The organism is Streptomyces sp. NPDC002181 (genome assembly GCF_042890485.1).
Taxonomy (GTDB): Bacteria; Actinomycetota; Actinomycetes; order Streptomycetales; family Streptomycetaceae; genus Streptomyces.
In genome coordinates, this window is the sequence record NZ_JBIASC010000007.1 from 69,271 (window position 1) to 92,915 (window position 23,645).

Consider the following 23,645-nt stretch of genomic DNA (forward strand, 5'->3'; position numbering starts at 1 on the left):
GGGTCAGCGGCTGCAGAGGGACGTGTCCACGAGGTGCTCGAAGCGCTTCATGGCGGCCCCGTCCGAAGGCCTGGCCGTCACCGCGATGCTGACGGCGCGTCCGGTGCCGGTGACCCCGCCCCGGGTCTCGTACCCGGGGAAGCTGCCGCCGTGCCCCCAGGAGACGCCGCCGCACGACAGGGGCGTGCTCACGAGCCCCAGTCCGTAGCGTGCGCGGGAGTCGAAGGGGTGTCCGGCGGGGACGGTGGTGCGCATCTGGTCGAGCTGGGCCTCCGGGAGGAGGCGGCCGGCGAGCAGCTCGGAGAAGAACCGGTCGAGGTCGGAGGTGGTGGAGACCATCTGGCCTGCCGCCCAGCCCCACGAGGGGTCCGTCTCCGTGATGTCGCTCAGCGGACCGCCCGGCTCCTCCCGGTGGTAGCCCCGGGGATGTGCTTCGCGGATGGTCGCGTCACCGGGGGCGGGGAAGTAGGTGTGGTGCAGGCCGATGCGCCGGATGACGCGCCGGTCGATCTCCTGCGCGAGGGGGCGGTGGGTGACCGCCTCCACGATCAGGCCGGCCAGTACGTAGTTCGTGTTGCTGTACGCCCAGCGCTCGCCGGGGGCGGAATCGGCCCGGTAACGGAGGGCGAAGCCGACCAGCTCGCGGGGCTCGTAGTACCGGGGCCGGAGGTCGGCCCGGGTGTAGTCGGGAAGTCCGCTGGTCTGCTGGAGGAGCTGGCGGACGGTGATGCGGCTGCCGTCGATCCCCTCTCCCCGCACGAGGCCGGGCAGATAGTCGTCGACGTGGGCGTCGAGGCCGATCCTTCCCTCGCCGACCAGTTGCAGCACGACCACCGCGGTGAACGTCTTGGTATTGCTGCCGATCCGCACCTGGCCGTCCGTGGGCACCTTCGCGCCGGTGGCCAGGTCGCCGACGCCCGCGGTGTACGTACGGGTTCGGCCGTCGGGGCCGGTGACGCTCGCCAGCGCGCCGGGCAGGCCCTCGTCGCGCACCAGCGCGTCCAGGCCCCGCTGGACGGTGTCGGGCCGGGAGGCGGCGAACGCCGCCGACGGCGCCGGCGCGCCGATCACGAGGAGGCCGGCGGCCAGGGCCCCCGCGGCCCTCGCCGCCCGGTGGCGGCCGCCCCTCTGCCGCCGGCCGGGGGGACGAGACGCCTGCTGTTCCTGCGCGCGCACGGGCCAACTCCTAGTGAATCGTGGTGAATCGTCGGGAATCCAGCGGTTTCCGCCGGGCCCAGCATGTCCGGACGCGGCCGGACGGGACGATCCCGCCACCCACCCGCCCGAGGTGGGGAAAACCCCCGGCACACGAGGGCGGTGCACCCGTTCGGGGGTACGGCGCGGAGGTTCGCGGAGGGGATCTGCCAGGGTGGTGGGTCATGTGGACCTTCACGGTCCTGTGAACGCGAGAGGGGAAGACGTCATGACCGAGGCCGAACTCAGGGCACTGTTCGACGAGATCGACACGGACGGCGACGGGCGGATCAACATCGTCGAACTGGCGGAGGGGTTCAAGGCCGAGGGCGCCCGGGGGCACCTCGCGGAAGAGGTCAGGAAGGCCATGGCCGCCGACGCGAACCACGACGGGGTCCTCGACTTCGAGGAGTTCCGGACGCTGCTGAAGTAGCGGTCACGGTCAGGGCAGGTCGTCGCGCGTCACCAGGCGGTGGGCGACCTGCCAGCCCTCCGGCGCGGGGACCAGCACGTCCTCCATCACGCACACCCGGTGCACCTTCGAACCCCCGCCCCGCGGGGTCAGGAACACGAGCGCGTAGCTGCGGGTGTGCACCGTCCCGTCGGGCTGCGGACGCGCGTCCAGCATGCCGAGCCAGTGCCGCAGCAGCTCGCCGCTGCCGGCGTGGACCTCCGCGTTGCGCCGGACGTTCGCGGCGAGGGCGGCGCGCCCGACCACCGGCGCGGGCAGCGTCGGCACGTCGAAGACGGCGTCCTCGGTGAAGGTCTCCGCCCACGGCTCGGCCTCGAAGGAGTCGAAGAGCTGCATCTGGCGCGAGTAGAACTGCTGCACCTCGGCGTACAGCAGGCCGAACTCCACCACTGCCGTCGTCGTCACTGTCATCGGGGACTCCGTTCCATCGGTTCCCGACAGCATCCGCACCGCGGATCGAGCGCACTTCGAAGACTCCTCAAGCGCCGCTGTCCAGGCTGGGCCGACAGCGTCCAAGGCCGACAGGTCTCGGGAGCGCCGCCGCAGCCGCGGCCGCCCCTTCGGGAGCCAGGAGGAGAGCACCATGCCGAGATTCGCGTACCCGGAACTCCCGCTGGACGGCCTGCTGCGCCGGGCGGCGGTCCGCGACCCCGCCGGACGGGCGATCCGTACCGCGACGGGCACCGGCTTCACGAAGACGGTGACCTTCGCCGAACTGGACGCCCGGGCCGACCGCTTCGCCTCGTACCTGGAGCACACCCTCGGCCGGCGCGGGGCGCGGGTCGGCGTCGCCAACGTCCTCGACCCCGTCTTCGCCGCCGCCTACTACGGGACGGTGCGCAGCGGCAACACGGTGGTGCTGGTGAACCCGCTGATCAAGGAGGCGGGTCTGCTCCACGTGCTGCGGACGTCCGAGGCCGAGGTGGCCTTCGTACCGGCCGCCACCGCCGAACTCCTCGTCAAACTGGGCGACCGGCTGCCGCACCTGCGCTCGGTCGTCGTCACCGACGCGCCCGACGGCGTGGTCCCGGGTGACGCCCTCCCGCTGGCCGAGGCCCTGGCCCGCGCGCCCGAGCGCACGGACCTGCCCGGGGCCGTCGACCTGGACTCCGACGCCTGCATCCAGTTCACCACCGGCACCACGGGGCCTCCCAAGGGCGTCCGGCTCACCCACCGCAACCTGGTGGCGAACGCCGCCCAGACCGCCACCGCCCACGACCTCGGCAGCGACTCGGTCACCCTCAACCACCTGCCGCTCTACCACACGATGCACCTCAACTCGGGCGTGTACGCGGGCGCCTGCCAGGTGCTGTGCACCGACCCCGACCCCCTCGCCTCGCTCGCCGCCTCCGCCCGCGCCGAGGCCACCCACTACTACGGGCTGCCCGCGCGCCTGCACCGCCTGGCCCAGGACGAGCGGCTCACCCACGACTTCCCGGCCGGGCGCCGCCTGACCGCCGTGCTCTCCGGCGGCACCGCCCTGTCCCCCACCGCCGCCCGCACCCTGCGCGGCCGGCTCGGCGTGCCCGTCATCCAGGGCTACGGGCTGGCCGAACTCTCCCCGCTCTCCCACTGCCAGGACCCGCGCAGCCCCAAGAGCGGCTCGGTGGGGCCCGCCGTACCGGGCACCGAATGCCGCATCGTCGCCGTGGGCACGGGCACGGGCACGCCGCTCGACGTCTACGCCACCGGCGAGGTCCAGGTCCGCGGGCCGCAGGTGATGGCCGGCTACCTCGACGACGGCGCGCCCTCGCCGGTCGACGCCGACGGCTGGTTCTCCACCGGGGACGTCGGATACCTGGGCGAGGACGGCGTGCTGTTCCTGGTGGACCGGCTCGACGACGTCTTCAAGTACGACAACGAACTCGTCTCGCCCAGCGCCGTCGAGGACGTCATCGGCGCAGACCCGCGCGTCGCCGAATGCATCGTGGCGGGCTGGCCCGACCCGGTGCACGGCGCGCTCGTGTGGACCGGCATCGTGCTGCGCGACCCCACCGCCCCAGGCCTGCTCGACGTCCTCGACTCCATCGTGGAGCGGGCCAACGCCCGCCTGAACGAATTCGAGCAGATCCGCCGCGTCGAGGTGCTCGACGCGGTGCCGCGGAGCCCCGTCGGCAAGCCCGAACGGCGCACGCTGCGCCGGAGCCTGCGCGGACGGGCCGAGGAAGAGGCGGTGGCGGCGTGAACCCGTCAGACCCGCACGGCCCGCGCACCACATCCCGTACGACCAGAGGAGCGACCACTGTGGCGAGCAACGCCGGTACACCCCCCACGGCAGGGTCCCCCCGGGTGCTCGTGGTGGGGGCGGGCCCCGTGGGCCTGACCGCCGCCCACGAGCTGGCCCGCCGGGGACTGCGCGTGCGCGTCGTCGACGGCGCCCCGGGCCCGGCCCCCACCAGCCGCGCCGTCGCGGTCCACCCGCGCACGCTGGAGACCTTCGACCAGATGGGGGTCGTGGACGGGGTGCTCGCGCGGGGACGCAAGAACCGGGCCTTCACCATGTTCGCGCGCGGCAGCCGCCTGGTCCGGCTCGAAGCGGACTACCGCTCGATGCCCACCCGGTTCCCGTACACCGTCGTCATCGGCCAGACCGAGACGGAGCAGGTGCTCCGCGAGGCCGTGGCCCGGCTCGGCGTCACCATCGAATGGGGAGTGCGGCTGACCTCCCTCGAACAGGACCGGCACACCGTACGCGCCCGGCTCGAACACGCCGACGGCTCCGCCGAGGAGTACGAGGTGCCCTGGCTGGTCGGCTGCGACGGCGGCCACAGCACGGTGCGCAAACAGCTCGGCCTCCCCCTGCTCGGCGAGTCCAGCGAGACCTGGGCACTGGCCGACGCGGAAGTCTCCGTCGATCTGCCGCCGGACACCATCTACTGGGCGCACACCGGCAGTCAGGCCCTGATGATGGTCCCGTACCGGCGCGAGGGCTACTGGCGGCTGCTCGACACCGCGCCCTCGGGCCGGACGGAGGGGGCGCGCGAGGCCGCGGAGCGCTTCTCCGAGAAGCTGAGCGCCGGGCTCGGCCGCCCGGTGCGGGTCGGCGAACCCGACTGGACCTCCGTCTTCACCTTCCAGCAGCGCATGGTGCCGCGCATGCACGAGGGCCGCTGCTTCGTGGCGGGGGACGCGGCCCACGTCCACAGCCCCGCCTCGGGACAGGGCATGAACACCGGCATCCAGGAGGCCTACAACCTGGCCTGGAAGCTCGCCATGGCCGCCCGGGGGCAGGCGGGCAGGGAGCTGCTCGTCACCTACGGGCAGGAGCGCGTCCCGATCGGCAGGAAACTGCTGGGTTCCACCCGCAAGGCCACCTTCCTGGTCCAGTTCAAGAACACCCTGGCCGGCGTGGGCCTGCCCGTCGCCTTCACCTTCGTGCGTGCCATTGGGCCGCTGCGCCGTGCCATCCAGCGCAAGGTGCTCGGCGGTATGTCGGGACTGCTGCTGTCGTATCCCGAGAGCCCGCTGACCACGCCCGATCCGCTGATGCCGGTGCCGGCGGGCTCGCGCGCGGCCGCCGCGGCCGCCCGGCACCCGGACGACCCGGGCTGCGAGGCGCTGCGCGCCGAACTGCGCGACACGCGCTGGTCACTGGTGTGGTCGGCGGGCGGAGCGGGCGAGGCCGGACGGGTCGCGGCCGCCGCGGCGGCCGCGCACGGCACGTGGCTGTCGGTGCGGACCGTGCACGGCACGGACGGCGCCGGGACCGGCGCCGGGCCCGGGCCGCTGGCGGACCCCGAGGGGCTGCTGCGCAGTGTGCTGGGGCTCGGGGCGGGCGGCTGGGTGCTGGTGCGGCCCGACGGGTACGTCGCCGCGGGCGGCCAGGAGCTGACCCGGCGCGTGCTCGCCCGGGCCCTGGCACCGCTGGGCGCGCCGGCGATGCTGCCGGACGTGATCCGCGATGCGGAGCGGCCCGTCCGGGTGTCCCCGCAGCTGGTGCTGGCCGCGGCCGCGGCCGCGTCCGCCGGGGCCATCGGCATGGTGCCGGTCCTCGAACCGTCCTCCACCGCGTCTCCAGAGCTCCGCGACACGGTCGAGACCTCACCACGCGTTCTGGAGGGGACACGATGACCACAGCGTCAACACCGTCGGCGCTGCCGACGGCGCCGGAGAAGCCAGTCGCCCTGGTCACCGGCGGCACGAGCGGCATCGGCCTGGCGGTCGTACGGGACCTGGCCGCGCGCGGTCACCGGGTGTTCCTGTGCGCGCGGACCCCGCAGGACGTCAAGCGGACCGTCGAGGAGCTGCGCGCCGAGGGGCTGGACGTCGCCGGCGCCGCCGCCGACGTCCGCTCCCGCGAGGCGGTCGCGGAGCTGGTCGCCGCCGCCGTCGCGGAATGGGACCGCCCGGTGTCCGTCCTGGTCAACAACGCCGGGCGCAGCGGCGGCGGTCCGACGGCCGACATCAGCGACGAGCTCTGGTACGACGTCATCGACACCAACCTCAACAGCGTCTTCCTGCTCACCCGGGAGGTTCTCAAGAGCGGCGGTCTCGGCGGGGCCCCGTGGGGGCGGATCATCAACATCGCCTCCACGGCCGGCAAGCAGGGCGTCCTGCTGGGCGCCCCCTACTCGGCGTCCAAGCACGCCGTCGTCGGCTTCACCAAGGCCCTCGGCAAGGAGCTGGCCCCGGCCGGGATCACGGTCAACGCCGTGTGCCCCGGCTACGTGGAGACGCCGATGGCGCAGCGCGTGCGGGCCGGTTACGCGGCGGCCTGGAACACCACCACCGAGGACGTGCAGGAGCAGTTCGAGGCGAAGATCCCGCTGGGGCGCTACGCGACCCCCGAGGAGGTGGCGGCCATGGTCGGCTACCTGACCACGGACCTCGCGGCGTCCGTCACCGCGCAGGCGCTGAACGTCTGCGGCGGACTGGGGAACTTCTGATGGCGGCCGGGCGAGTGCACCGCACCGTGCACGAGACCGAGGTGGCCGCCCCGGCGGGCGTGGTCTACGGACTGATCGCGGACCCCGTGCAGTGGCCCCTGTACTTCCCGCCCAACGTGTACGTGGAGCGCCTGGAATTCGACGGCGTCAACGAGCGGCTGCGGATGTGGGCGACGGCCAACGGCCAGGTCAAGACCTGGAGCTCGCGCCGCGTGCTCGACGCGGCCGCGCGGCGCATCGAGTTCCGCCAGGAGGTCCCCGCGGCCCCGCTGTCGGCGATGACGGGCACCTGGATCGTGGAGCCGCTGGGCACCGAACGCTCCCGGCTGACGCTGCTGCACGATTTCTCCGTCGAGGGCGACCGGGCGGAGGACGTCGAGTGGGTCGAGCGCGCCACCGACACCAACAGCCGTGCGGAGCTGGCGAACCTGGCGAAGCTGGGCGAGGGCTGGGGCAGGCTCGACGACCTGGTGATGTCCTTCGAGGACCGGGTCGACGTGGACGCCCCGCCGGAGCTGGTCTACTCGTTCCTTGAGCGGGCCGAGCGGTGGCCGGAGCTGCTGCCGCACGTCTCTCGGCTGGAGCTGACCGAGGATCTGCCCGGTGTGCAGGTCATGGCCATGGACACGCTCACCGCCGACGGCTCCGCGCACACCACCGAATCGGTGCGGGTGTGCTTCCCGGCCGCGGGCCGCATCGTCTACAAGCAGACCCGCACCCCGGCCCTGATGTCCGCGCACACCGGCGCGTGGACCGTGACCGGCGGCGCGTACGGCTCGACGGTCGTCTCGCGGCACGGCGTCGTGCTCCGGGCGGAGGCCGTCACCGCGGTGCTGGGCCCCTCGGCCGACCTCGCGGCGGCCCGCAGGTACGTCCGCGAGGCGCTGGGCCGCAACAGCACGGCGACCATGACGTACGCCAAACAGCATGCGGAGTCGGCGCTCGCGCGCTGAGGCTCCAGGCCGTCTCGAGCGGGACTCGGGCGGTCGCGGACAGGCTCTGGACCAAGTGTGAGGGAAAGGTGTGGCGATGTCCGTCCAGCAGGTCCACCGAACGTCCTATGCCGTCGATGTGAACGCGCCGGCAGGCGTGGTCTACGGTCTGATCGCGGACACGACGCAGTGGCCGCTGTTCATCCCGCCGAGCATCCACGTCGAGCGGCTCGACTTCGACGGTTCCCAGGACCGGTTCCACATGTGGGTCACCGCGAACGGGAGCGTCAAGTCCTGGCTTTCGCGCCGGGTCCTGGACGCCCCCCGGCTCCGGATCGACTTCCGCCAGGAGGTCCCGCCCGCTCCCGTCGTCGCGATGGGCGGCAGCTGGATCGTGGAGCCCCGGGGCTCCCACCGCTCGCGACTGACCCTGCTGCACGATTTCGCGGTCGCCGCCGACCGGCCCGCCGACGTCGACTGGACCAAGCGGGCCACCGACGCCAACAGCCGTGCCGAGCTGGCGCAGCTGAAGGAGGCCGCGGAGCGCTGGACCCGGCTCGACGGCCTGCTGCTGTCCTTCGAGGACTCCGTACGCGTCAACGGACCGGCCGACCTGGTCTACCGGTTCCTCTACGGGGTCGCCGACTGGCCGCAGCACGTTCCCCACGTCTCCCGCGTCGCCGTCACCGAGGACGAGCCCGGCGTCCAGCTGCTGAGCATGGACACCGTGACCGCCGACGGAGCGGCACACACCACCGAATCCGTGCGGGTGTGCTTCCCGCACGCGGGCCGCATCGTCTACAAGCAGACCGCGACGCCCGCCCTGATGGCCGCGCACACCGGTGAGTGGTCGCTGATCCCCGACGAGACCGGGGTGACCGCGATCTCCCAGCACAGCGTGCTGTTGCGGGAGGAGGCCGTCGAGCAGGTCCTGGGCCCCGGCGCCGGCCTCGACGACGCCAGGTCGTACGTGCGCGAGGCGCTCGGCCGCAACAGCACCGCCACCCTCAACCTCGCCAAGCAGTACGCGGAAACGGCCATCCGGACCCTCCGGGCAGGGGCGCCGACGTAGCGCCGGGTCCCCGGGGCGGCGCCCGCCCCCTCGGCGGTGGCGCTCCGGCAGGGCTCCGGCGGCGTGTCAGCGGCGCGTCAGCGAAATGTGGGCGTCCCGCGCATACTCGACCCCTTTGAAGCGTGGGGCCGTCCGGCGCCACGACCGGACGAGGGGGAGCGGATGAACGCTGCCATGGCCGTGGTGATCGCACCCGGCTCCGCCCCGGAGCTTGAGCTGCGCGGGCCCCTCGACGAGGACGCGCTCCGGGAGGCCCTCGCCGGGCTGCCCTCGGGCACGACCACCCTGCGCCGCCACACGGCGACGCACCATACCCTGCGCCTGCCCCGGCAGCACTCGCCGGCCGGCACGGTGGCGGACCTGCTGACCACACCCGGAGCCCGGCCGCGGCGGACATCCGCGCGGCCGCAGGCTCCGCGGACGGCGTGGGCGGGAGCCGGGGAGGGACCGGCCGGGCGGGAGGCGTCCGGCGGCGTCGGCGGTCTCGGCGGCCCGGCCGCGCAGCCCGCGACCGGCCTCCCGGCGAGTGCGCGCCAGCGCGAGGTGCTGCTCGACAGCCTCACCGGCAGGCCCGGTGCCGGGCTGCACGTCGAACAGCTCCACTGGCGCTGGTACGGGCCGCTGGACACCGGGCGGTTCCACGCGGCCTGGCAGCGGGTCTTCGCACAGGAACCCGTGCTGCGGGCCGCGTTCGCCGACCGGGCACGGGCGGACGGTTGCGGCGCCGGCCCACGGGTCCTCGTCCACGCGCACGCCTCGCCGGAGATCGTCCGGCACCACCACGGATCCGCCGACTGGCACTCCCTGCTGGCGAGCGAGCGGCTGCGCCCCTTCGACCTGCACCGGCCCGGGCTGATGCGCATCGCCCTGCTGGACGAGGGGCCGGGATCCGCCGGGCCGACGCGCATCGCCCTGACCCACCACCACGCCATGCTCGACGGCTGGAGCGTGCGCCTGCTGCTGCGCGCCTTCTACCGCGCGTACCGGGCCGAGGGGCGTTCGACCGGGGGCGAACGCCGGCCCGACGTGCGCGATCACCTCCGGTGGCTGGCGGGCCAAGACCTCGCCCCGCCCCGCGCGTTCTGGTCCCAGGCCGCGCCTGTGCCCGGCTGCCGGACCCTGCCCTGCCCGCCGGCGCACGCGACGGCCGCGGAAGGCGGGAGCCGCCGCGGCCGCGGACTCGCGCGAGAGCGGCTGACCCCCTCCGAGGCGGCACGGCTGCGCGACTGGGCCGCCGGGCACGGCGCCGCGGAGAGCACGGCACTGCACGCGGCCTGGGCCATGCTGCTGTACCGGTCCGGCGGAGCCGGCGCGGTACCCGCCCCCGTCGCGTTCGCCATGGCCGTGTCCGGCCGCGGCATCGCCCTGGAGGGCGCCGCCGGCATCCCGGCCCCCCTGCGCAACGCGCTGCCCGTCCACGTCGAGGTGGACCCCGCCGCCCCGCTGCGGCTGCTGCTGGCCGACCTGCGCGACCGGGCCCTGGGCGCAGCCGCGTACGAATGGGTCTCGGCGGGCCAGATCCGCGAGTGGAGCGGGCGGACCGAACCGGGCGGCCTCACGGAATCGCTCCTCTTCTTCGAGGGCGCGCAGGGCCGGCCGCCCGGCCGGGACGGCAGGGACGGCCGGGATCCGCTGGGGAGCGAACTCGCGGCCGAGGGATGCAGAGTGGACCCTCCGCAGACCACGGTCCCGTCCACGCCGCAGCCCGTCGTCGTCAGCGCGCGCCACGACGCGGACGGCGCCCTGCTGCTGACGGCGGTCAACGACCGTACGCGGGTCGCGGACGGCGAGGCGGCCGCGGCGCTCGCCCGGACCGCACGGCTGCTGCGCGCGTTCCCGGTGTTGGCCGACGGGACCACCCGCGTCGGGGAGATCCTGCGGACCCTGGGCGACCCGGGCGACCCGGGCGACCCGGGCGACCTGCCGACGGCCGGGCCGGCGGCGCCCGCCCCGGTTCCGCCCGGCGGTGGTCCGCGCACGCTGAGGGCGGCCGAGCGCCCCGGAGCCGGCACCATCCTGCTCGTCCCGCCGCCCGCCGCGCCGAAGGACTGCTACGACGCCCTCGTGCACGCCCACCGGGGCCCGGAGGCGCTGACCACCATCACCGCGCCGGCCGACGCGCCGGCGTGCCTGGCCGCGCTGCGCCCCGCCCTCGCGGCCGGCGAACCGCTGCTGCTGGGATGCTTCTCCGGAGGCGGGAGCGTCGCCTACGAGGTGGCGCAGCGCGTCGCGGCCCACGGCTGGCTGCCGCCGCTCGTGGCCATCGCGGGCACGGCCGACGGGAGTCCGGAGTCGGTCCGCCGCCTCGCGCGCACCCTGGCGGCGGCCGGGCGGCCGGGCTGAACGCGAAGGCCCCGACACCGTCGGGGGGCGGTGTCGTGGCCTTCGTGTCCAGCCGGGCGGTGCGGTGCGCGGAAGTCCGGATCCACCCGTGTCACGGGGCCGGTGGAGCGTCTAGGTTGAGCGGATGAGCCTGCTCGCGATCAGCGACCTGCACGTGGGTCACCCGGAGAACCGCAAGATCGTCGAAGACCTGCGACCGGTGTCCGACGACGACTGGCTGCTCGTCGCCGGGGACGTCGCCGAGACGAGCGAGCTGATCGAGTGGGGACTGGCCACCCTGAGCCGGAACTTCTCCACCGTGGTGTGGGCGCCGGGCAACCACGAGCTGTGGACCCCGCGCGAGGACGAGGTCCAGCTGCGCGGCGCGGAGCGCTACCGCCACCTCGTGGAGATGTGCCGCGGCCTGGGGGTGCTGACCCCGGAGGACCCGTACCCGGTGTGGGAGGGGGCCGGCGGACCGGTGACCGTCGCGCCGCTCTTCGTGCTGTACGACTACAGCTTCCGCGTCCCGGCGGCCCGGAGCACCGAGGAGTCCCTCGCGCTCGCGTACGAGAAGGGCGTGGTGTGCACCGACGAGTTCCTGCTGCACCCGGACCCCTACCCCAGCCGGCAGGCGTGGTGCCGGGCGCGCGTCGCCGAGACGGAGCGCCGCCTGGCCGCCTGCGACCCCGCCTTGCCCACCGTCCTGGTCAACCACTATCCGCTGGTCCGGGAACCGACGCGGATCCTGCACCATCCGGAGTTCGCCCAGTGGTGCGGGACCGAGCTCACCGCGGACTGGCACCTGCGCTTCCGTGCGGCGGCCGTCGTCTACGGGCACCTGCACATCCCCCGCTCCACCGTCCACGACGGAGTCCCCTTCGAGGAGGTCTCGGTGGGCTACCCGCGCGAGTGGCGCCGCCCGGGCCACCCGCGCGACGTGCCGCGGCAGATCCTGCCGCGCGGATGACCGGCGGGGCCGGTCCGCGCGTCGCCCCGACGCGGGCCGCTCAGCCGTGGAGCGCGGACCGCCAGGTGTCGAAGGCCCCGAGCAGGGAGTCCTCCCAGCGGGCGAGTACGGCCGCGCCTTCCAGTGCCGTGGCGCCCAGCGGGTTGCCGAGGACGCCGTTCGGGGAGACGGCGCGCACGCCCGACTCCACCAGGACGGGCAGCACCTCCGCGAGCGGGCGTCCGTCGCCGGGCACGGCGTCCTGCATCCGCACCGCCCCGGGCCGCAGCGCGAGCATCACCGAGGTCTCCGTGCGGCCCGCGTGACTGTCCCGCGGGTCGCCGGACGGTGACCACGCCAGTACCTCGCGGCCCTCGCCGCGCAGCAGGGCCACCGCGGCCCGCAGGGGCACCGCGTTGCCGCCGTGCCCGTTGATCAGGACCACCCCGTCGAACGCGTCCGCCGACCGTACGAGTTCGACCAGGAGCAGTTCGAGGGCCGCCCGGCCGATGGAGAGGGTGCCGGGGAACCCGGCGTGCTCCCCGCTGGACCCGTACGGCACGGCGGGTGCCAGCACCACGTCCGTGCGCCGCCGCTCCAGCGCCCCGGCGAGCGCGGCCGCGATCTCCGTGTCCACGGTGAACGGCAAGTGGGGCCCGTGCTGTTCGGTGGAGCCCAGTGGCACCACCAGCACACCGGCACGGCCGGAGCCCGCGTACCGCGGCCAGGCCGCGCCGTCCAGGCTGCTCATACCGGTGTGCCCGTCCCCTCGTCCGCGGAGCCGCCGGCGCCGGTGCGGCGGGCGCCGCCGTGCGCGGCCAGGTCGGGCCGCAGCGGCCCCGTCGTACGGCCGCGCAGCGCGCCCCACCAGACTCCGGCCCCGTACGCCAGGTCGTCGGCCGCGGACAGGGCCGTCCAGCGCACGGGATCCAGGTCCGGGCGGACCCGGTACCAGCGGGCGAGGTGCCGGGCGCAGGAGGCGGCCAGCAGCATCCGGCCGCGGGGGTGGGCGGCCAGGACGGGCCACCAGACGCGGCCGGCCGCCTCGGCCAGCAGGCCGCCCGCACCCGCGTGTCCGCGCAGCGCCAGGGAGAGGGAGACCCTGGCCGGAACCCCCGAGCGGGACAGCTTGCGGGGGAGGAGGGCCGCCGTACCGGCTGCCACGGCCAGCCCGGCCAGCGGCCGGCCCGCGGCGACGGCGGCCCAGGACAGCGCGCTCCAGGGGGACATGCGCACCGGGGCGACGGCCGGGCCGTGCCGCTCGAACAGCGGGGCGGCGGAGGTGCCGTAGCCGAAGCGCTGCCGCGCCCAGGCGCGCCAGGTGCGCCGCGGGGCGTGGTGGACGACCGCATCGGGGACGTAGCGGACCTCGCCGTCCTCCGCCAGGCGCCAGACCAGGTCGACGTCCTCGCCGAAGCGCATCTCCTCGTCGAACCCCGCGTGCTCCTCAAGGGCCCGGGTACGGACGACCAGGGCGGCCGTCGGCACGTAGGGAACGCGGGTTCCCGGACGGACGGCCGAGGGGAGGGGACCGAGGTCCAGCGGGGAGCGGTGTTCCTCGTAGCGCTCCCGTACGGAGGGGCCCGGGGCGCTGCGCACGCGCGGGGCCGCGGCCCGCACCCCGGGGTCCTCGAACTGCCGCAGCAGCGGCTCCAGCCATCCGGGCTGCGGGCGGACGTCCGCGTCGAGGAAGCACACCAGCTCCGTCGAGGCGAGACGCCAGCCGGAGTTGCGGGCCGCCGCGGGACCCCGCGCGGCGGCGTGGCGCACGGCGGCCCCGGCCACGGGGACGGCGGAGCCGTCGTCCACCACCACGACGCGGCCCACCGGCCCGATGGCCGGCAGGAGTTCGCCCAGGGCCCGGGCATGGTCGCGGACGGGGACGACCACCGTGACGTCCGCCGGAGTGAGGCGGCCGCCCGCCGGGTGCGGATGGGCCAGCCCCGCCCGCACCAGGCGGGCGGCCAGCCGCCGGTGCGCCGGCCGGTCCGCGACCGGGGACCCGGCCAGCCAGCCGTCCGCCAGCCGTGCGCCGGCCGCGGTCAGGCGCAGTACCCGGTACGGCGAGCCGCCGAGCAGGACCCGGCCGCCGGCCAGGCGGCGCAGCCCCGGATCGGGTGTCAGGAGGTACGTGTTCATGCGGTGAAGCCCCCGTCGGCGTGGACGACCGTGCCGGTGACGGCGGACGACTGCTCGCTGCACAGCCAGCACACGGCGGCCGCGACCTCCGCCGGGTCCAGCAGCCGGTCCACCAGCTGGTGGACGGCGAACTCCTCGACGTCCGGCAGGTCGTAGAGCGCCGCGCTCGCGTCGAGCATGGCGGTGCGCGTGGAGCCGGGGGAGACGGCCGTGGCGGTGACGCCCGTTCCGCGCAGGTCCGTGGCCAGGCCCCGGACCAGGCCCACCACGCCGTGCTTGGCCGCGTTGTACGCCGCCAGGTGCCACAGGCCGCGGTGGGCCGCGGCCGAGGCCAGCGCCACGAAGCGGCCCGAACGCGGCTCGGGCCTGCGCAGCAGTGCGGGAACGGCGGCCCGCGCCAGGTTGGCGACACCGCGCACACCGGTTTCGAACAGGGCGTCCCACTCTTCGTCCGGGGTCTCCCACAGCGGGCGGCCGCCCGCGATGACCGCGGCCGCCGCCACGGCCGCGTCCAGCGCTCCGAACCGCTCCTCGGCGAGGGCCACCGCGGCGCGCAGCGCCTGCGGGTCGCGGACGTCGGCGACCACGTCGAGGACCCGGCCCGGCCAGCGCGCGGCGAGCTCCGCCAGTTCCCGCTGGCTGCCCATCGGGTACGGCACGCCCGGCAGGTCCGCGCACCGGTCGGCGGCGACCACCTGCCAGCCCGCGCCGGCCAGCTGCTCCACCACGGCGGCGCCGATCCCGCGTGCGGCGCCCGTCACCAGCGCGACCCTAGGCACCGGCTTCGGTGTCCGCTGAGTCGAGGTAGCCGTGCTCACGCAGGTAGCCGAGGAGTTCGTCGACGGCTTCGGCCGGGGTCGGCGGTGTGACGAGCCGCGGCGGGGTGCGCTGCTCCAGGGCCCCGGTCAGGGCCAGCAGCCGCTCGCGGGGGTCGGCGGCGTCGGGTGCCGGGCACTCCACCGGACGGGGCCGGTACGGGCGTACGGCGCCGGTCCGCACCCGGCCCCGCGCCCCCGCGCCCTCGGCCCGCACGGCCGGGACGGGGGCGGACTGCGCCGCGAGCACGGCGGGCAGCGCCGCGCGCCGCAGCTTCGCGCTGTGGGCCTCCACCGAACAGACGGCGGGCAGCGGTACGTCGAGCAGTTCGCGGCGCCCGCCGTCCAGCCGCCGCACCGCCCGCAGAACGGAGCCGTCGGAGCCGAGTGCGACCAGTCCCGTGGCCTGGGCCGCACCGAGCAGGCCGGCCAGTACCGCGGGCGTGGCCGACGTACCCCAGCCGGCCGAGCGGTCCCCGCACACGATGAGGTCCGGACTGCCGAAACGGCGGAGCACGGCGTCGAGCAGGGTCCGCGCGGTCGTCTCCGCGTCCTCGGCGACCTCCGCGTCCTCGGCGTCCCCGGCGTCCTCCGCGTTCTCGTCCGGGCCGGTCACCCGCAGGACGTCCGCGGCCCCGCAGGCCAGCGCCTCGCGCAGCATGGCCTCGGCGGCGGGCGGGCCCACGGTGACGGCGACGCAGCGGCCGCCGTGCAGTTCGGCCAGGCGCAGCCCGTGTTCGAGGGCGCTGCGGTCCGCGGCCGCGGCGCCTCCCGCGAGCACGTCGCTCTCCACGGCTCCGGTCAGCGGGTGCACCCGGGTCCGCCCGGTGTCCCACCGCAGCGCGGCCACGACCAGCACGGCGCTCATCCCTTCCGGAAGACGACGCCGTGGCCGCCTTCGGGGTAGCTCCAGCTGATGGCACCGTCGGCGTCGCAGACGAGATAGCACGTGCCGCATTCGAAGCACTGCTCGTGGTTGAAGACGAGGCCGCCGTCGGCGGTGGGCACGAAGAGCTTCGCGGGGCACGCGTGCAGGCAGGCCCGGGTGGTGCAGCCGCGGCAGACGTCGGTGTCGACGGTGATGTGCGCGTTCGGCGAGACCCGGAACTCGACGGTGTCCATCCGGTCTTCGAACGCCGTCCCGTACGGCTGCGGCGTTCCCTTGGCGGTCGCGGTCATCCGAAAGTCCTCAATCCGTTGAGCGCGTCGGCCACCAGGTGGCGGGTGCGGACGCCGTGGCGGCGGGCCGCGGTGCGCAGCAGCCGCAGGGCGCCCGGCTTCGGGCGCGGGTTGTCGACGTGGAAGAGGCCCTGCACCACGTCGCAGATCAGGGCCGGGTACTGCTGCTGGAACCGTTCGGAGAACAGCAGGCCCGGGGCCCGGCGCAGCTTCCGGTGGTCGGCCAGGACGAACGAGGTCTCCAGCATCCGCCGGTAGCCGGACAGGCCCATGCGGGAGCAGTCGCCGCGGCCCACCGCCGCCGCGGCGGCACGGCCCGCGTACATGCCGGCGCCGAGCGCGAAGTTGACGCCCTCAAGCCAGATGCCGGCGGCCAGGCACATCGAGGCGGCGTCCCCGGCGACCAGGATCCCGTCGCCGATCAGGTCGGGGATGGTGTCGTAGCCGCCCTCCGGGATCAGGTGGGCGGAGTACTCCTTCAGCTCCGCGCCCCGGATCAGCGGGGCGATGGCCGGGTGCGCCTTGAGATCGGCCAGGATCTCCTCGGGGCGCACCTTGGCGGCCGCGAGCCCCTTGAGGCCGAGGACGACGCCGATGCTGACCGAGTCGAGGTGCGTGTACAGGAAGCCGCCGCCCGGGACGGACCCCGTGCAGCCCAGGATCTCCAGGTCCACGCCCTCCCGGCCGGTGACGGCGAAGCGCTCCTCGATGACCTCCCGGGGCAGTGCCAGGGTCTCCTTCACACCGAGCGTGGTGTGCTCGGCCGTCGGCCCGGACGGGTAGAGGCCCGCTTCCTTGGCCAGGAACGAGTTCACGCCGTCGCAGGCGATGACCACGGATGCGGTGAGGTCCCCGTCGGGGCGGTCCGTACGGATGCCCGTCACCCTGCCCCGCGCATCGCGCAGCAGTCCCGTCGCGACCGTCGAGGTGACGAGGACGGCGCCCGCCTCCACGGCGAGGGAGGCGAGCCAGGAATCGAATTCGGCGCGGTGGACCGTTGCGCCGTTGTACGGGGGAGCGCCCCAGTCCTGGCTGCGGAAGTCCACGGTCAGGGCCTGGTCCCGGGTCATCACCATGGTCGAGCGGCGTGTCACCCAGCGCTCGACGGGCATCTTCTCCCACCAGTTCCCGACGAGTTCGTCGAGGACGCGCCCGTAGACCACCCCGCCGTAGACGTTCTTGGAACCGGGGAAGGGGCCGCGCTCGACCAGGGCGACCGTGCGGCCCGCGCGGGCCGCCTCCAAGGCGGCCGCGCAGCCGGCGGGACCGGCACCGACCACCACCACGTCGAACATCGGGTCAGTCATGGGTGACTCCCAGGCGGCGGGCGAGCTCTTCGACCACGGCGGGCACGTCGGCGACGATCCCCAGGTCGGCGAGTTCGGTCATCGGACAGGACGGATCGGTGTTGACGCTCACCACGTGGCGCGGCCGGCCGAGGCCGCCGGTGTGCTGGGCGGCGCCGGACACTCCGAAGGCGATGTACAGCTCGGGGTCGATCACCACGCCCGTCGTGCCGATCTGCCGTTCGTGTCCGAGCCAGCCCACGTCGGTGACCACGCGGGTCCCGCCGACGGAGGCGCCGAGCGCCGCACCGACCGCGGCGAGCCGCGTCGTCGAAGCCTCGCTGCCGAGCCCCGCACCCGCGCCGAACACCCGCGGCGCCTCGGCGAGATCGGCGGTACCGGGCTCCGGTTCGAGGACCTCGCGCACGCGGGCGTCGGCCACCGGCGCGAGCGCTTCGGGCAGGACGAGGGTCACGGGCTCACGGACCGGCGCGGCGGGCAGGGCTCCGCGTACGCCCGGCACGAGCGTGGCCACGAACGGGCCGTCGACGGCGAGTTCCACCAGCGCCTGGTCGTCCCAGCGCAGCACGTCGGCGCCGCCCGGGGTCACGGCCACCGCCCGGGCCAGCAGCGGCCGGTCCAGTGCCAGGGCGAGGCGGGGAGCCAGATCGCGGCCGTCCGGCGAAGCGGGCAGCACCACGACCGGCACGTCCGCCAGCAGGGGTGCCAGGGCGGCGGCGAGCACGCCGGGCGCCGTACGGGCGTCCTCGGCCCGCCAGACGCGTTCGGCGGAGGTCAGCGCGGCGCAGGCGCGCGCGGTGCCGTCGCCGACGAGCAGGGCCGCACCCCCGGCCTCGGCGACGGCCTCGTCGCTGCCGGCGGGCAGCCGGCCGCCGCGTACGACGACCACCGCGACGGCCTCGCCGTCCACGGCCGGCCGGCTCACAGCGCCACCGCCACGCGGTGGCCCTCGATGACCGCCGCGTGCGCACGGCGCGGGGCCACGCAGTCACCCACGCGGTGCACGGCGAACGGAGCGTCCTTCAGCTCGTGCCACAAGGAGTCCTCCGGTGTCTGGTGGGTGGCGCACACCACCCAGTCGGCGCGCACCTGCTCGGTGGCGCCCGTGGTGTGGGTGAGGACCTGCAGCTCCACGCCGCCGCCCGTCGGTTCGGCCGCCGCGCCCACCACGACCCTGTCCGTCTGCTGGCCGATGCCCTTGGCGTGCGCGCGGATCTGGAAGGTCTCCATGTCGAGGGTGATGCCGAGGTCCTGCCCGACCACCATCGCGGAGGTGACGACGGTGACGCGGCAGCCGCGGTCGGCCAGCAGTTCGGCCACCGAGGTGGCCTGGTGGAAGCCGAGGTCGTCGATGATCACGACCTCGCCGGACGGGGCGGCCCGGCCCTCCAGCACGTCGCGGACGTCCACGACGCGCTCCAGTCCGCCGGACCACCACGGCGGCGCGGGGCGCGCCCCGGTGGCCAGGACCACGTCGTCGGGTGCCTCGGCGCGCAGCGAGGCGGCCGTCGCCTCGGTGCCGGTGCGGATCGTCACCCCGCGGCGCCTGCACTCGGCGGCGAGATTGCGCACGACGTCCAGGAATTCGGCGCGGGACGGTACGGTCGCCGCCACCGCGACCTGGCCGCCGGTGGCGCTCCCGCGCTCCAGCAGGGTCACGTCGTGGCCGCGTTCCGCGGCCGTGGCCGCGGCCTGGAGTCCGCCCGGGCCGCCGCCGACGACCAGCACCCGCCGGGGCCGGCGCCCGGGGACGGGCACGGGCAGCGGCACGGCCTCCCGGCCCGCCCGCGGGTTCTCGATGCAGCCCAGCCAGCGGTTCAGGCCCATGCGCCCGACGCACTCCTGATTGCAGGAGAGGCAGGTGCGGATCGCGGAGGTCTCGCCCGCGCGGGCCTTGGCCAGGAAGTCCGGGTCGGCGATCTGGCCGCGTACGACGCCGACGAGGTCGCAGTGCCCCTCGGCCAGCGCGCGTTCGGCCTGGACGGGGTCCTTGATCCGGCCGACGCCGATCACCGGGAGGTCCACCGCGCGCCGGATGGCGTTGGAGATGAACAGGGCGTATCCCGCCGGGATCGCCATCGAGGCCTCGATCATGTACAGCGTGGAGGTGGCCACGCCGATCGAGGTGTTGATGTAGTCGACCTTGCCCGTCGCCTCGACCATCCGGGCGACCGCGACGGCCTCGTCGATGGTGGTGCCGCCCTCGATCAGCTCGTCGCCGCAGAGCCGGACGCCCAGCGCCCGGTCGGGGCCGATGGCCTCCCGCACCGCGTCGATGATCTCCAGCAGGATCCGGGCGCGGTGTGCGAGGGAGCCGCCGTACCCGTCCGTGCGGTGGTTGGTGGCGGGGGAGAGGAACCCGCGGACGATGGAGGAGTGCGAGCACTGCAGCTCCACCCCGTCGAACCCGCCTTCGGCGCAGTGCCCGGCGACCGTGCCGTAGCCCGCCACGATCTCGGCGATCTCGTGTGCGTCGACGGCCTTGGGCACCTCGCGGAAGAGGGGGTCGGGCACCGGGGAGGGCGCCCACACCGGCAGCCGCGAGTACATGCCCGACGCCTGCCCGCCGTTGTGGTTGAGCTGCGCGATGATCGGCACGCCATGGGCGTGCACCGCATCGGTGATGCGCCGGTAGCCGGGGACGGCCGCGCGCCGGAACCCGTGGATGAGCTTCTCGTACGGCCAGTCCGTCGGGTGGGTCGAGTGCTCCTCGGTGATGATCAGCCCGGCACCGCCGGCGGCCCGGGCGGCGTAGTACGCGGCGTGCTGCTCGCTCGGCAGCCCGTCCTCGGCGTAGTTCGTCAGATGGGCCGAGAACACCACGCGGTTGGCGACGGTGAGGGGGCCGATCCGCAGCGGGCTCAGCAGATGGCGCAGCCGCCCTGGATTACTGCTCATGACACCACCTGGAACTCGCGGACGGGCACGGCGGGCAGCACGGTCGCGGAGTCGGCGCCCGACACCGCGAGCGCGGCGCGCCGGCCTTCGAGCACCGCCTCGTACACGGTGCGGGGGGCCACCCGGTCCCCCGCGGAGACCGCGCCCGCCGGCGGGGCGGCCGGGTCCGGCAACCGGTGGCCGCAGTGCACGAGCGCCGCGCACGGCATCTCGGTCCGTACGCCGGTCAGCGCGTCCGTGACCACCACGTGGTCCGGGTGGACCTCGCGCAGTACGCTGCGCCGGGCCTGGACCACACCGGCCTGCTGGAGGCGGGAGTTGGCCGGTGCGAGGTCGCCGGTGACGGCCAGCTGGGTGCCCACCACCTGGTCGCGCGTGATGACGGTGACGGTGCGGCCGGCCGCGGCGAGCAGCTCCGTGACGCCGACGGCGACCGCGTCGCCCACCGTGTCGTACACCGCGACCGGACCCTCGGGCAGGGCGGCGGCCGGATCCGGCGCGCCGAGGACGTCGGCGACGTCGAGGACGGCCGCGCCGTCGTGCACCGCGTAGTCGCGCGGACCGGGCACCGAACCGGTGGCCAGGACCAGGGCGCCGGCGGCGGCCTCCAGCTCGGCAGCGGACAGCCGGGTACCCGTCTCGACGGCGACGCCCAGGCGTTCCACCTCGGACGTCAGCCAGTGCGCGAGCCGCGCCAGCCGCTCCCGTCCCGGGATCCTGGCGGCCAGGTGCAGTGCTCCGCCCAGACGTCCGGCCGACTCGACGAGCCGCACCGGATGCCCGCGCAGCGCCAGCACGCGGGCCGCTTCGAGCCCGGCGGGCCCGCCGCCGACCACCAGCACGGGCCGGCCGCCGCGGGCGCCGCCGCCGGCGGCGGACGCGACCGGCCGGTCCCGGGTCTCGTGGCCGCTGCGCGGCTCCGCGATGCACGAGACCACCGGGTTGCGGTTGTCGCGCACCTGGCAGCGCTGGTTGCCCAGGGTGCAGGGGCGGATCCGGTCGGCGTGCCCGGCGGCCAGCTTGCGGACGAACTCCGGGTCGGCGATCTGGGCCCGGGTCATCTCGACCAGGTCCGCGACCCCGTCCGACAGGGCCTGCCCGGCGGGCTCCGGGTCGACGACGGAGCCCTGCAGGACCACCGCGCAGTGCCCCTCGACGGCATCGCGGACGGACCGGCACAGCTCCGTGTTGAAACCGGGAGCGGTGTGCGCGTCGGGGCGGGTCGCCGCCGTGCCCATCGCCGAACCCCTCACCACCACCAGCAGGTCCACCTCCGGGGCGATCCGCCGGGCGAGCTCCGCACCGTCCTCGGGCGTGATTCCGGCCCAGGGAGCCAGCTCGTCGCAGCTCAGCCGCAGCGCGAGGACGCGCTCGCGGCCGATCCGCTCGCGCACCGCGGCCAGCACCTCCAGCAGCAGGGCGGCCCGGTCGGTGCCGTACGCGTCCTCCCGCTGGTTGGTCAGACCCGACAGGAACTGCCGCAGCAGCGCGTGCTGGCCGGCGTTGACCTCCACACCGTCCAGACCGGAGGCGGCCGCCAGCTCCGCGGCCGCCGCGAACGCGCCGACGACGGAGTCGATCTCGGCCCGTTCCATCTCCATCGGCATCTCGCGGCTGACCACGTCCGGCACCCGCGAGGGCGCCCACAGCGGTTCCTGGGAGTACGCGGAGGAGCCCTGCGAGCCGCTGTGTCCGAGCCCGGCCAGGACCAGCGCACCGTACGGGTGGCAGGCGGCGACCGTCGCCGCCCAGCCGGGGCCGCACGCGGTGGCCAGCGGCGCGCGCTCGTACGGCCAGTCGGAGGCGAGGACGCTCGCCGTCTCGGTGACGATCACGCCGGCGCCGCCCGCGGCCCGCCGCCCGTAATAGGCGACGTGCCGCTCCGACAGGGCACGGGCGGTGCCCAGGTTCGTCTCGTGCGCACCGAAGACGACACGGCTCTGCGCGCTGCGGCCGGCCAGTACGACGGGGCCGGTCAGCGCGCTCACGGCCGGAACCCGGCGAGCGGGCTGGTGTCGCAGGGCCGGGCGACCGGGGCCGGGGATTCGGCGGGCGGCCCCCAGCCGATCGACACCGGCACCGCGGCGGACTTCGTACGGCGGGTGCGGTGCGAGTGGTCCTTGTCGGGTCGGGGCCGGGCCGCCGCGCCGACCAGTTCGAGGGCCCGCTCACCATGGCCCTGCACGCACTCCGGATCCGGGCCGTCCAGCGGCAGCCCGGTGAAGAACTTGGCCGCCGGGCAGCCCCCGCGGCAGGAGTCGAAGGCGGAGCACGAGGAGCAGGCCCCGGCCGGCTGCGGGCTGCGCAGCCGCGCGAACAGCTCGGATCCGCGCCACACCGAGGCGAAGCCGCCGGTGTCGCGGACGTTGCCGGCCAGGAACTCGTCGTGGATGGCGAACGGGCAGGCGTACACGTCGCCGACCGGGTCGATGAGGCAGACCACCCGGCCCGCGCCGCACAGGTTCAGGCCCGGCAGCGGGGTGGAGCCCAGAGCGTTGAGGTGGAAGAAGGAGTCGCCGGTCAGCACCTTCTCGCCGTTGGCGAGCAGCCACTGGTAGAGCACCATCTGCTGGTCGGCGGTCGGGTGCAGGTCGTGCCAGACCTCGGCGCCGCGCCCGGAGGGCCGCAGCCGGGTGATCCGCAGCTGCGCGCCGTACCGCGCGGCCAGCGCGGCGAACTCGTCGAGCTGCGGGACGTTGTGCCGGGTCACGGCCACACTGATCTTGAAATCGCGGAAGCCCGCGTCGCGCAGGTTGCGCATCGCGGTCACCGCCATGTCGTACGAACCCTCGCCGCGCACGGCGTCGTTGACCTCGGCGCTGGCGCCGTCCAGGGATATCTGCACGTCGACGTAGTCGGTGGCGGCCAGCCAGCGGGCCCGCTCCGGGGTGATGCGCAGGCCGTTCGTGGAGAACTTGACGCCCACCTGGTGGGCGACGGCGTACTCGACGAGCTCCCAGAAGTCCGGGCGCACCGTCGGCTCGCCGCCCCCGATGTTGACGTAGAACACCTGCATCCGCTGCAGCTCGTCGATCACGGCCTTGCACTCGTCGGTCGTCAGCTCGCGCGGGTCTCGGCGGCCGGACGAGGACAGGCAGTGCACGCAGGAGAGGTTGCAGGCGTAGGTGAGCTCCCAGGTGAGGCAGATGGGAGCGTCCAGCCCCTGCTCGAAGTGGTCGACGAGTTTCATGCGCGTACCTCACTCTCGCGGGGTTCGATCGTCCCCGCGGTCAGCAGTCCGGCCAGCGCCTGGCAGTACTGGGCGTGTTGGTCGGCCGGCACCCCGGCGGCCGTGAGCGCGCCGAGCGCGTCGGGCAGCTCCGCGAGCCTGCGCACGGTGCCCACCAGCGCGGGCGTCTTCAGGAACGACAGCCGCCGGGTGCGGAAGTCGTAGGCGAGGGCGCCGAACGGCTCCGGGCGCAGGGACACGCTCGGGCTGAGGCGGTAGGGAAGGCGGGGGTCGAAGACGTTGGTCACAAC

The 23,645-nt window shown here is 75.1% G+C and carries 21 protein-coding genes; 8 read left to right on the forward strand and 13 right to left on the reverse strand.

Annotation, left to right across the window (positions count from 1 at the left end; genetic code table 11):
* Positions 1-3 precede the first annotated feature (3 nt).
* Positions 4-1,176, reverse strand: a complete 1,173-nt coding sequence (locus ACFYXV_RS19215) for a serine hydrolase domain-containing protein (protein ID WP_389383542.1) — start codon at positions 1,174-1,176, stop codon at positions 4-6.
* 247 nt (positions 1,177-1,423) lie between these two features.
* Here ACFYXV_RS19215 and ACFYXV_RS19220 point away from each other — a divergent pair, with 247 nt between their 5' ends.
* Positions 1,424-1,627 (forward strand): EF-hand domain-containing protein, encoded by a 204-nt coding sequence (locus ACFYXV_RS19220; protein ID WP_389383543.1) that lies wholly within the window; start codon positions 1,424-1,426, stop codon positions 1,625-1,627.
* Between the two features lie 9 nt (positions 1,628-1,636).
* Here the strand turns inward: ACFYXV_RS19220 and ACFYXV_RS19225 are convergent, their stop codons facing one another.
* A complete protein-coding gene (locus tag ACFYXV_RS19225; RefSeq protein ID WP_389383544.1) occupies positions 1,637-2,077 on the reverse strand; it encodes a nuclear transport factor 2 family protein in 441 nt (146 codons plus the stop codon).
* A 172-nt stretch (positions 2,078-2,249) separates the two neighbouring features.
* Here ACFYXV_RS19225 and ACFYXV_RS19230 point away from each other — a divergent pair, with 172 nt between their 5' ends.
* The 7 genes from ACFYXV_RS19230 (at position 2,250) to ACFYXV_RS19260 (ending at position 11,848) form a co-directional block, all read left to right on the forward strand.
* Positions 2,250-3,851 (forward strand): class I adenylate-forming enzyme family protein, encoded by a 1,602-nt coding sequence (locus ACFYXV_RS19230; RefSeq protein ID WP_389383545.1) that lies wholly within the window; start codon positions 2,250-2,252, stop codon positions 3,849-3,851.
* A 59-nt stretch (positions 3,852-3,910) separates the two neighbouring features.
* On the forward strand, positions 3,911-5,737 hold the full coding sequence (locus tag ACFYXV_RS19235) for an FAD-dependent oxidoreductase (RefSeq protein ID WP_389383546.1): 1,827 nt from the start codon (positions 3,911-3,913) through the stop codon (positions 5,735-5,737).
* Complete coding sequence (locus ACFYXV_RS19240) at positions 5,734-6,552, forward strand: SDR family NAD(P)-dependent oxidoreductase (protein ID WP_389383547.1); 819 nt, start codon at positions 5,734-5,736, stop codon at positions 6,550-6,552. The genes ACFYXV_RS19235 and ACFYXV_RS19240 overlap by 4 nt, the downstream gene beginning before the upstream one ends.
* Positions 6,552-7,505, forward strand: a complete 954-nt coding sequence (locus ACFYXV_RS19245; RefSeq protein ID WP_389383548.1) for an aromatase/cyclase — start codon at positions 6,552-6,554, stop codon at positions 7,503-7,505. Before ACFYXV_RS19240 ends, ACFYXV_RS19245 begins: the two co-directional genes overlap by 1 nt.
* 76 nt (positions 7,506-7,581) lie before the next feature.
* Positions 7,582-8,556, forward strand: coding sequence for an aromatase/cyclase (locus ACFYXV_RS19250; protein WP_389383549.1), 975 nt, complete (start codon positions 7,582-7,584; stop codon positions 8,554-8,556).
* Between the two features lie 162 nt (positions 8,557-8,718).
* Positions 8,719-10,899, forward strand: a complete 2,181-nt coding sequence (locus tag ACFYXV_RS19255) for a condensation domain-containing protein (protein ID WP_389383550.1) — start codon at positions 8,719-8,721, stop codon at positions 10,897-10,899.
* A gap of 124 nt (positions 10,900-11,023) precedes the next feature.
* Entirely contained in the window at positions 11,024-11,848 is an 825-nt protein-coding gene (locus ACFYXV_RS19260) for a metallophosphoesterase family protein (protein ID WP_389383551.1), read from the forward strand.
* A gap of 40 nt (positions 11,849-11,888) precedes the next feature.
* On the opposite strand, the gene mftE is transcribed toward ACFYXV_RS19260, so the two are convergent.
* Genes mftE through mftB form a run of 11 tightly spaced genes read right to left on the reverse strand, consistent with a single transcriptional unit; the run spans position 11,889 to position 23,642 of the window.
* Positions 11,889-12,578, reverse strand: coding sequence for a mycofactocin biosynthesis peptidyl-dipeptidase MftE (gene mftE, locus ACFYXV_RS19265; RefSeq protein WP_389383552.1), 690 nt, complete (start codon positions 12,576-12,578; stop codon positions 11,889-11,891).
* Positions 12,575-13,966, reverse strand: a complete 1,392-nt coding sequence (mftF, locus tag ACFYXV_RS19270) for a mycofactocin biosynthesis glycosyltransferase MftF (RefSeq protein ID WP_389383553.1) — start codon at positions 13,964-13,966, stop codon at positions 12,575-12,577. The genes mftE and mftF overlap by 4 nt, the downstream gene beginning before the upstream one ends.
* Positions 13,963-14,727 (reverse strand): mycofactocin-coupled SDR family oxidoreductase, encoded by a 765-nt coding sequence (locus ACFYXV_RS19275; protein ID WP_389383554.1) that lies wholly within the window; start codon positions 14,725-14,727, stop codon positions 13,963-13,965. Before ACFYXV_RS19275 ends, mftF begins: the two co-directional genes overlap by 4 nt.
* A 10-nt stretch (positions 14,728-14,737) precedes the next feature.
* The gene (locus tag ACFYXV_RS19280) at positions 14,738-15,649 is read right to left on the reverse strand and encodes a mycofactocin-associated electron transfer flavoprotein beta subunit (protein WP_389383555.1); all 912 of its coding nucleotides are present in this window, start codon (positions 15,647-15,649) and stop codon (positions 14,738-14,740) included.
* On the reverse strand, positions 15,646-15,960 hold the full coding sequence (locus ACFYXV_RS19285) for a ferredoxin family protein (RefSeq protein WP_389383556.1): 315 nt from the start codon (positions 15,958-15,960) through the stop codon (positions 15,646-15,648). The genes ACFYXV_RS19280 and ACFYXV_RS19285 overlap by 4 nt, the downstream gene beginning before the upstream one ends.
* Complete coding sequence (locus ACFYXV_RS19290; protein WP_385466771.1) at positions 15,957-17,267, reverse strand: FAD-dependent oxidoreductase; 1,311 nt, start codon at positions 17,265-17,267, stop codon at positions 15,957-15,959. The genes ACFYXV_RS19285 and ACFYXV_RS19290 overlap by 4 nt, the downstream gene beginning before the upstream one ends.
* Complete coding sequence (locus ACFYXV_RS19295) at positions 17,260-18,192, reverse strand: mycofactocin-associated electron transfer flavoprotein alpha subunit (protein WP_389383557.1); 933 nt, start codon at positions 18,190-18,192, stop codon at positions 17,260-17,262. The genes ACFYXV_RS19290 and ACFYXV_RS19295 overlap by 8 nt, the downstream gene beginning before the upstream one ends.
* The gene (locus ACFYXV_RS19300; protein ID WP_389383558.1) at positions 18,189-20,165 is read right to left on the reverse strand and encodes a mycofactocin system FadH/OYE family oxidoreductase 2; all 1,977 of its coding nucleotides are present in this window, start codon (positions 20,163-20,165) and stop codon (positions 18,189-18,191) included. Before ACFYXV_RS19300 ends, ACFYXV_RS19295 begins: the two co-directional genes overlap by 4 nt.
* Positions 20,162-22,153, reverse strand: coding sequence for a mycofactocin system FadH/OYE family oxidoreductase 1 (locus ACFYXV_RS19305; protein ID WP_389383559.1), 1,992 nt, complete (start codon positions 22,151-22,153; stop codon positions 20,162-20,164). Before ACFYXV_RS19305 ends, ACFYXV_RS19300 begins: the two co-directional genes overlap by 4 nt.
* Positions 22,150-23,355: a mycofactocin radical SAM maturase gene (mftC, locus tag ACFYXV_RS19310; RefSeq protein ID WP_385466759.1), complete on the reverse strand. Its 1,206-nt coding sequence runs from the start codon at positions 23,353-23,355 to the stop codon at positions 22,150-22,152. Before mftC ends, ACFYXV_RS19305 begins: the two co-directional genes overlap by 4 nt.
* Positions 23,352-23,642 (reverse strand): mycofactocin biosynthesis chaperone MftB, encoded by a 291-nt coding sequence (gene mftB, locus ACFYXV_RS19315; protein ID WP_389383560.1) that lies wholly within the window; start codon positions 23,640-23,642, stop codon positions 23,352-23,354. Before mftB ends, mftC begins: the two co-directional genes overlap by 4 nt.
* Positions 23,643-23,645 lie beyond the last annotated feature (3 nt).

Bases quoted from the DNA above. Each gene is read 5' to 3' on its own strand.
- ACFYXV_RS19225 (WP_389383544.1), bottom strand. From the start codon at position 2,077: ATGACAGTGACGACGACGGCAGTGGTGGAGTTCGGCCTGCTGTACGCC.
- ACFYXV_RS19245 (WP_389383548.1), top strand. From the start codon at position 6,552: ATGGCGGCCGGGCGAGTGCACCGCACCGTGCACGAGACCGAGGTGGCC.
- mftF (WP_389383553.1), bottom strand. From the start codon at position 13,966: ATGAACACGTACCTCCTGACACCCGATCCGGGGCTGCGCCGCCTGGCC.
- ACFYXV_RS19220 (WP_389383543.1), top strand. From the start codon at position 1,424: ATGACCGAGGCCGAACTCAGGGCACTGTTCGACGAGATCGACACGGAC.
- ACFYXV_RS19290 (WP_385466771.1), bottom strand. From the start codon at position 17,267: ATGACTGACCCGATGTTCGACGTGGTGGTGGTCGGTGCCGGTCCCGCC.
- mftC (WP_385466759.1), bottom strand. From the start codon at position 23,355: ATGAAACTCGTCGACCACTTCGAGCAGGGGCTGGACGCTCCCATCTGC.
- ACFYXV_RS19230 (WP_389383545.1), top strand. From the start codon at position 2,250: ATGCCGAGATTCGCGTACCCGGAACTCCCGCTGGACGGCCTGCTGCGC.
- mftE (WP_389383552.1), bottom strand. From the start codon at position 12,578: ATGAGCAGCCTGGACGGCGCGGCCTGGCCGCGGTACGCGGGCTCCGGC.
- ACFYXV_RS19250 (WP_389383549.1), top strand. From the start codon at position 7,582: ATGTCCGTCCAGCAGGTCCACCGAACGTCCTATGCCGTCGATGTGAAC.
- ACFYXV_RS19300 (WP_389383558.1), bottom strand. From the start codon at position 20,165: ATGAGCAGTAATCCAGGGCGGCTGCGCCATCTGCTGAGCCCGCTGCGG.
- ACFYXV_RS19280 (WP_389383555.1), bottom strand. From the start codon at position 15,649: ATGAGCGCCGTGCTGGTCGTGGCCGCGCTGCGGTGGGACACCGGGCGG.
- ACFYXV_RS19255 (WP_389383550.1), top strand. From the start codon at position 8,719: ATGAACGCTGCCATGGCCGTGGTGATCGCACCCGGCTCCGCCCCGGAG.
- ACFYXV_RS19285 (WP_389383556.1), bottom strand. From the start codon at position 15,960: ATGACCGCGACCGCCAAGGGAACGCCGCAGCCGTACGGGACGGCGTTC.
- ACFYXV_RS19260 (WP_389383551.1), top strand. From the start codon at position 11,024: ATGAGCCTGCTCGCGATCAGCGACCTGCACGTGGGTCACCCGGAGAAC.
- ACFYXV_RS19240 (WP_389383547.1), top strand. From the start codon at position 5,734: ATGACCACAGCGTCAACACCGTCGGCGCTGCCGACGGCGCCGGAGAAG.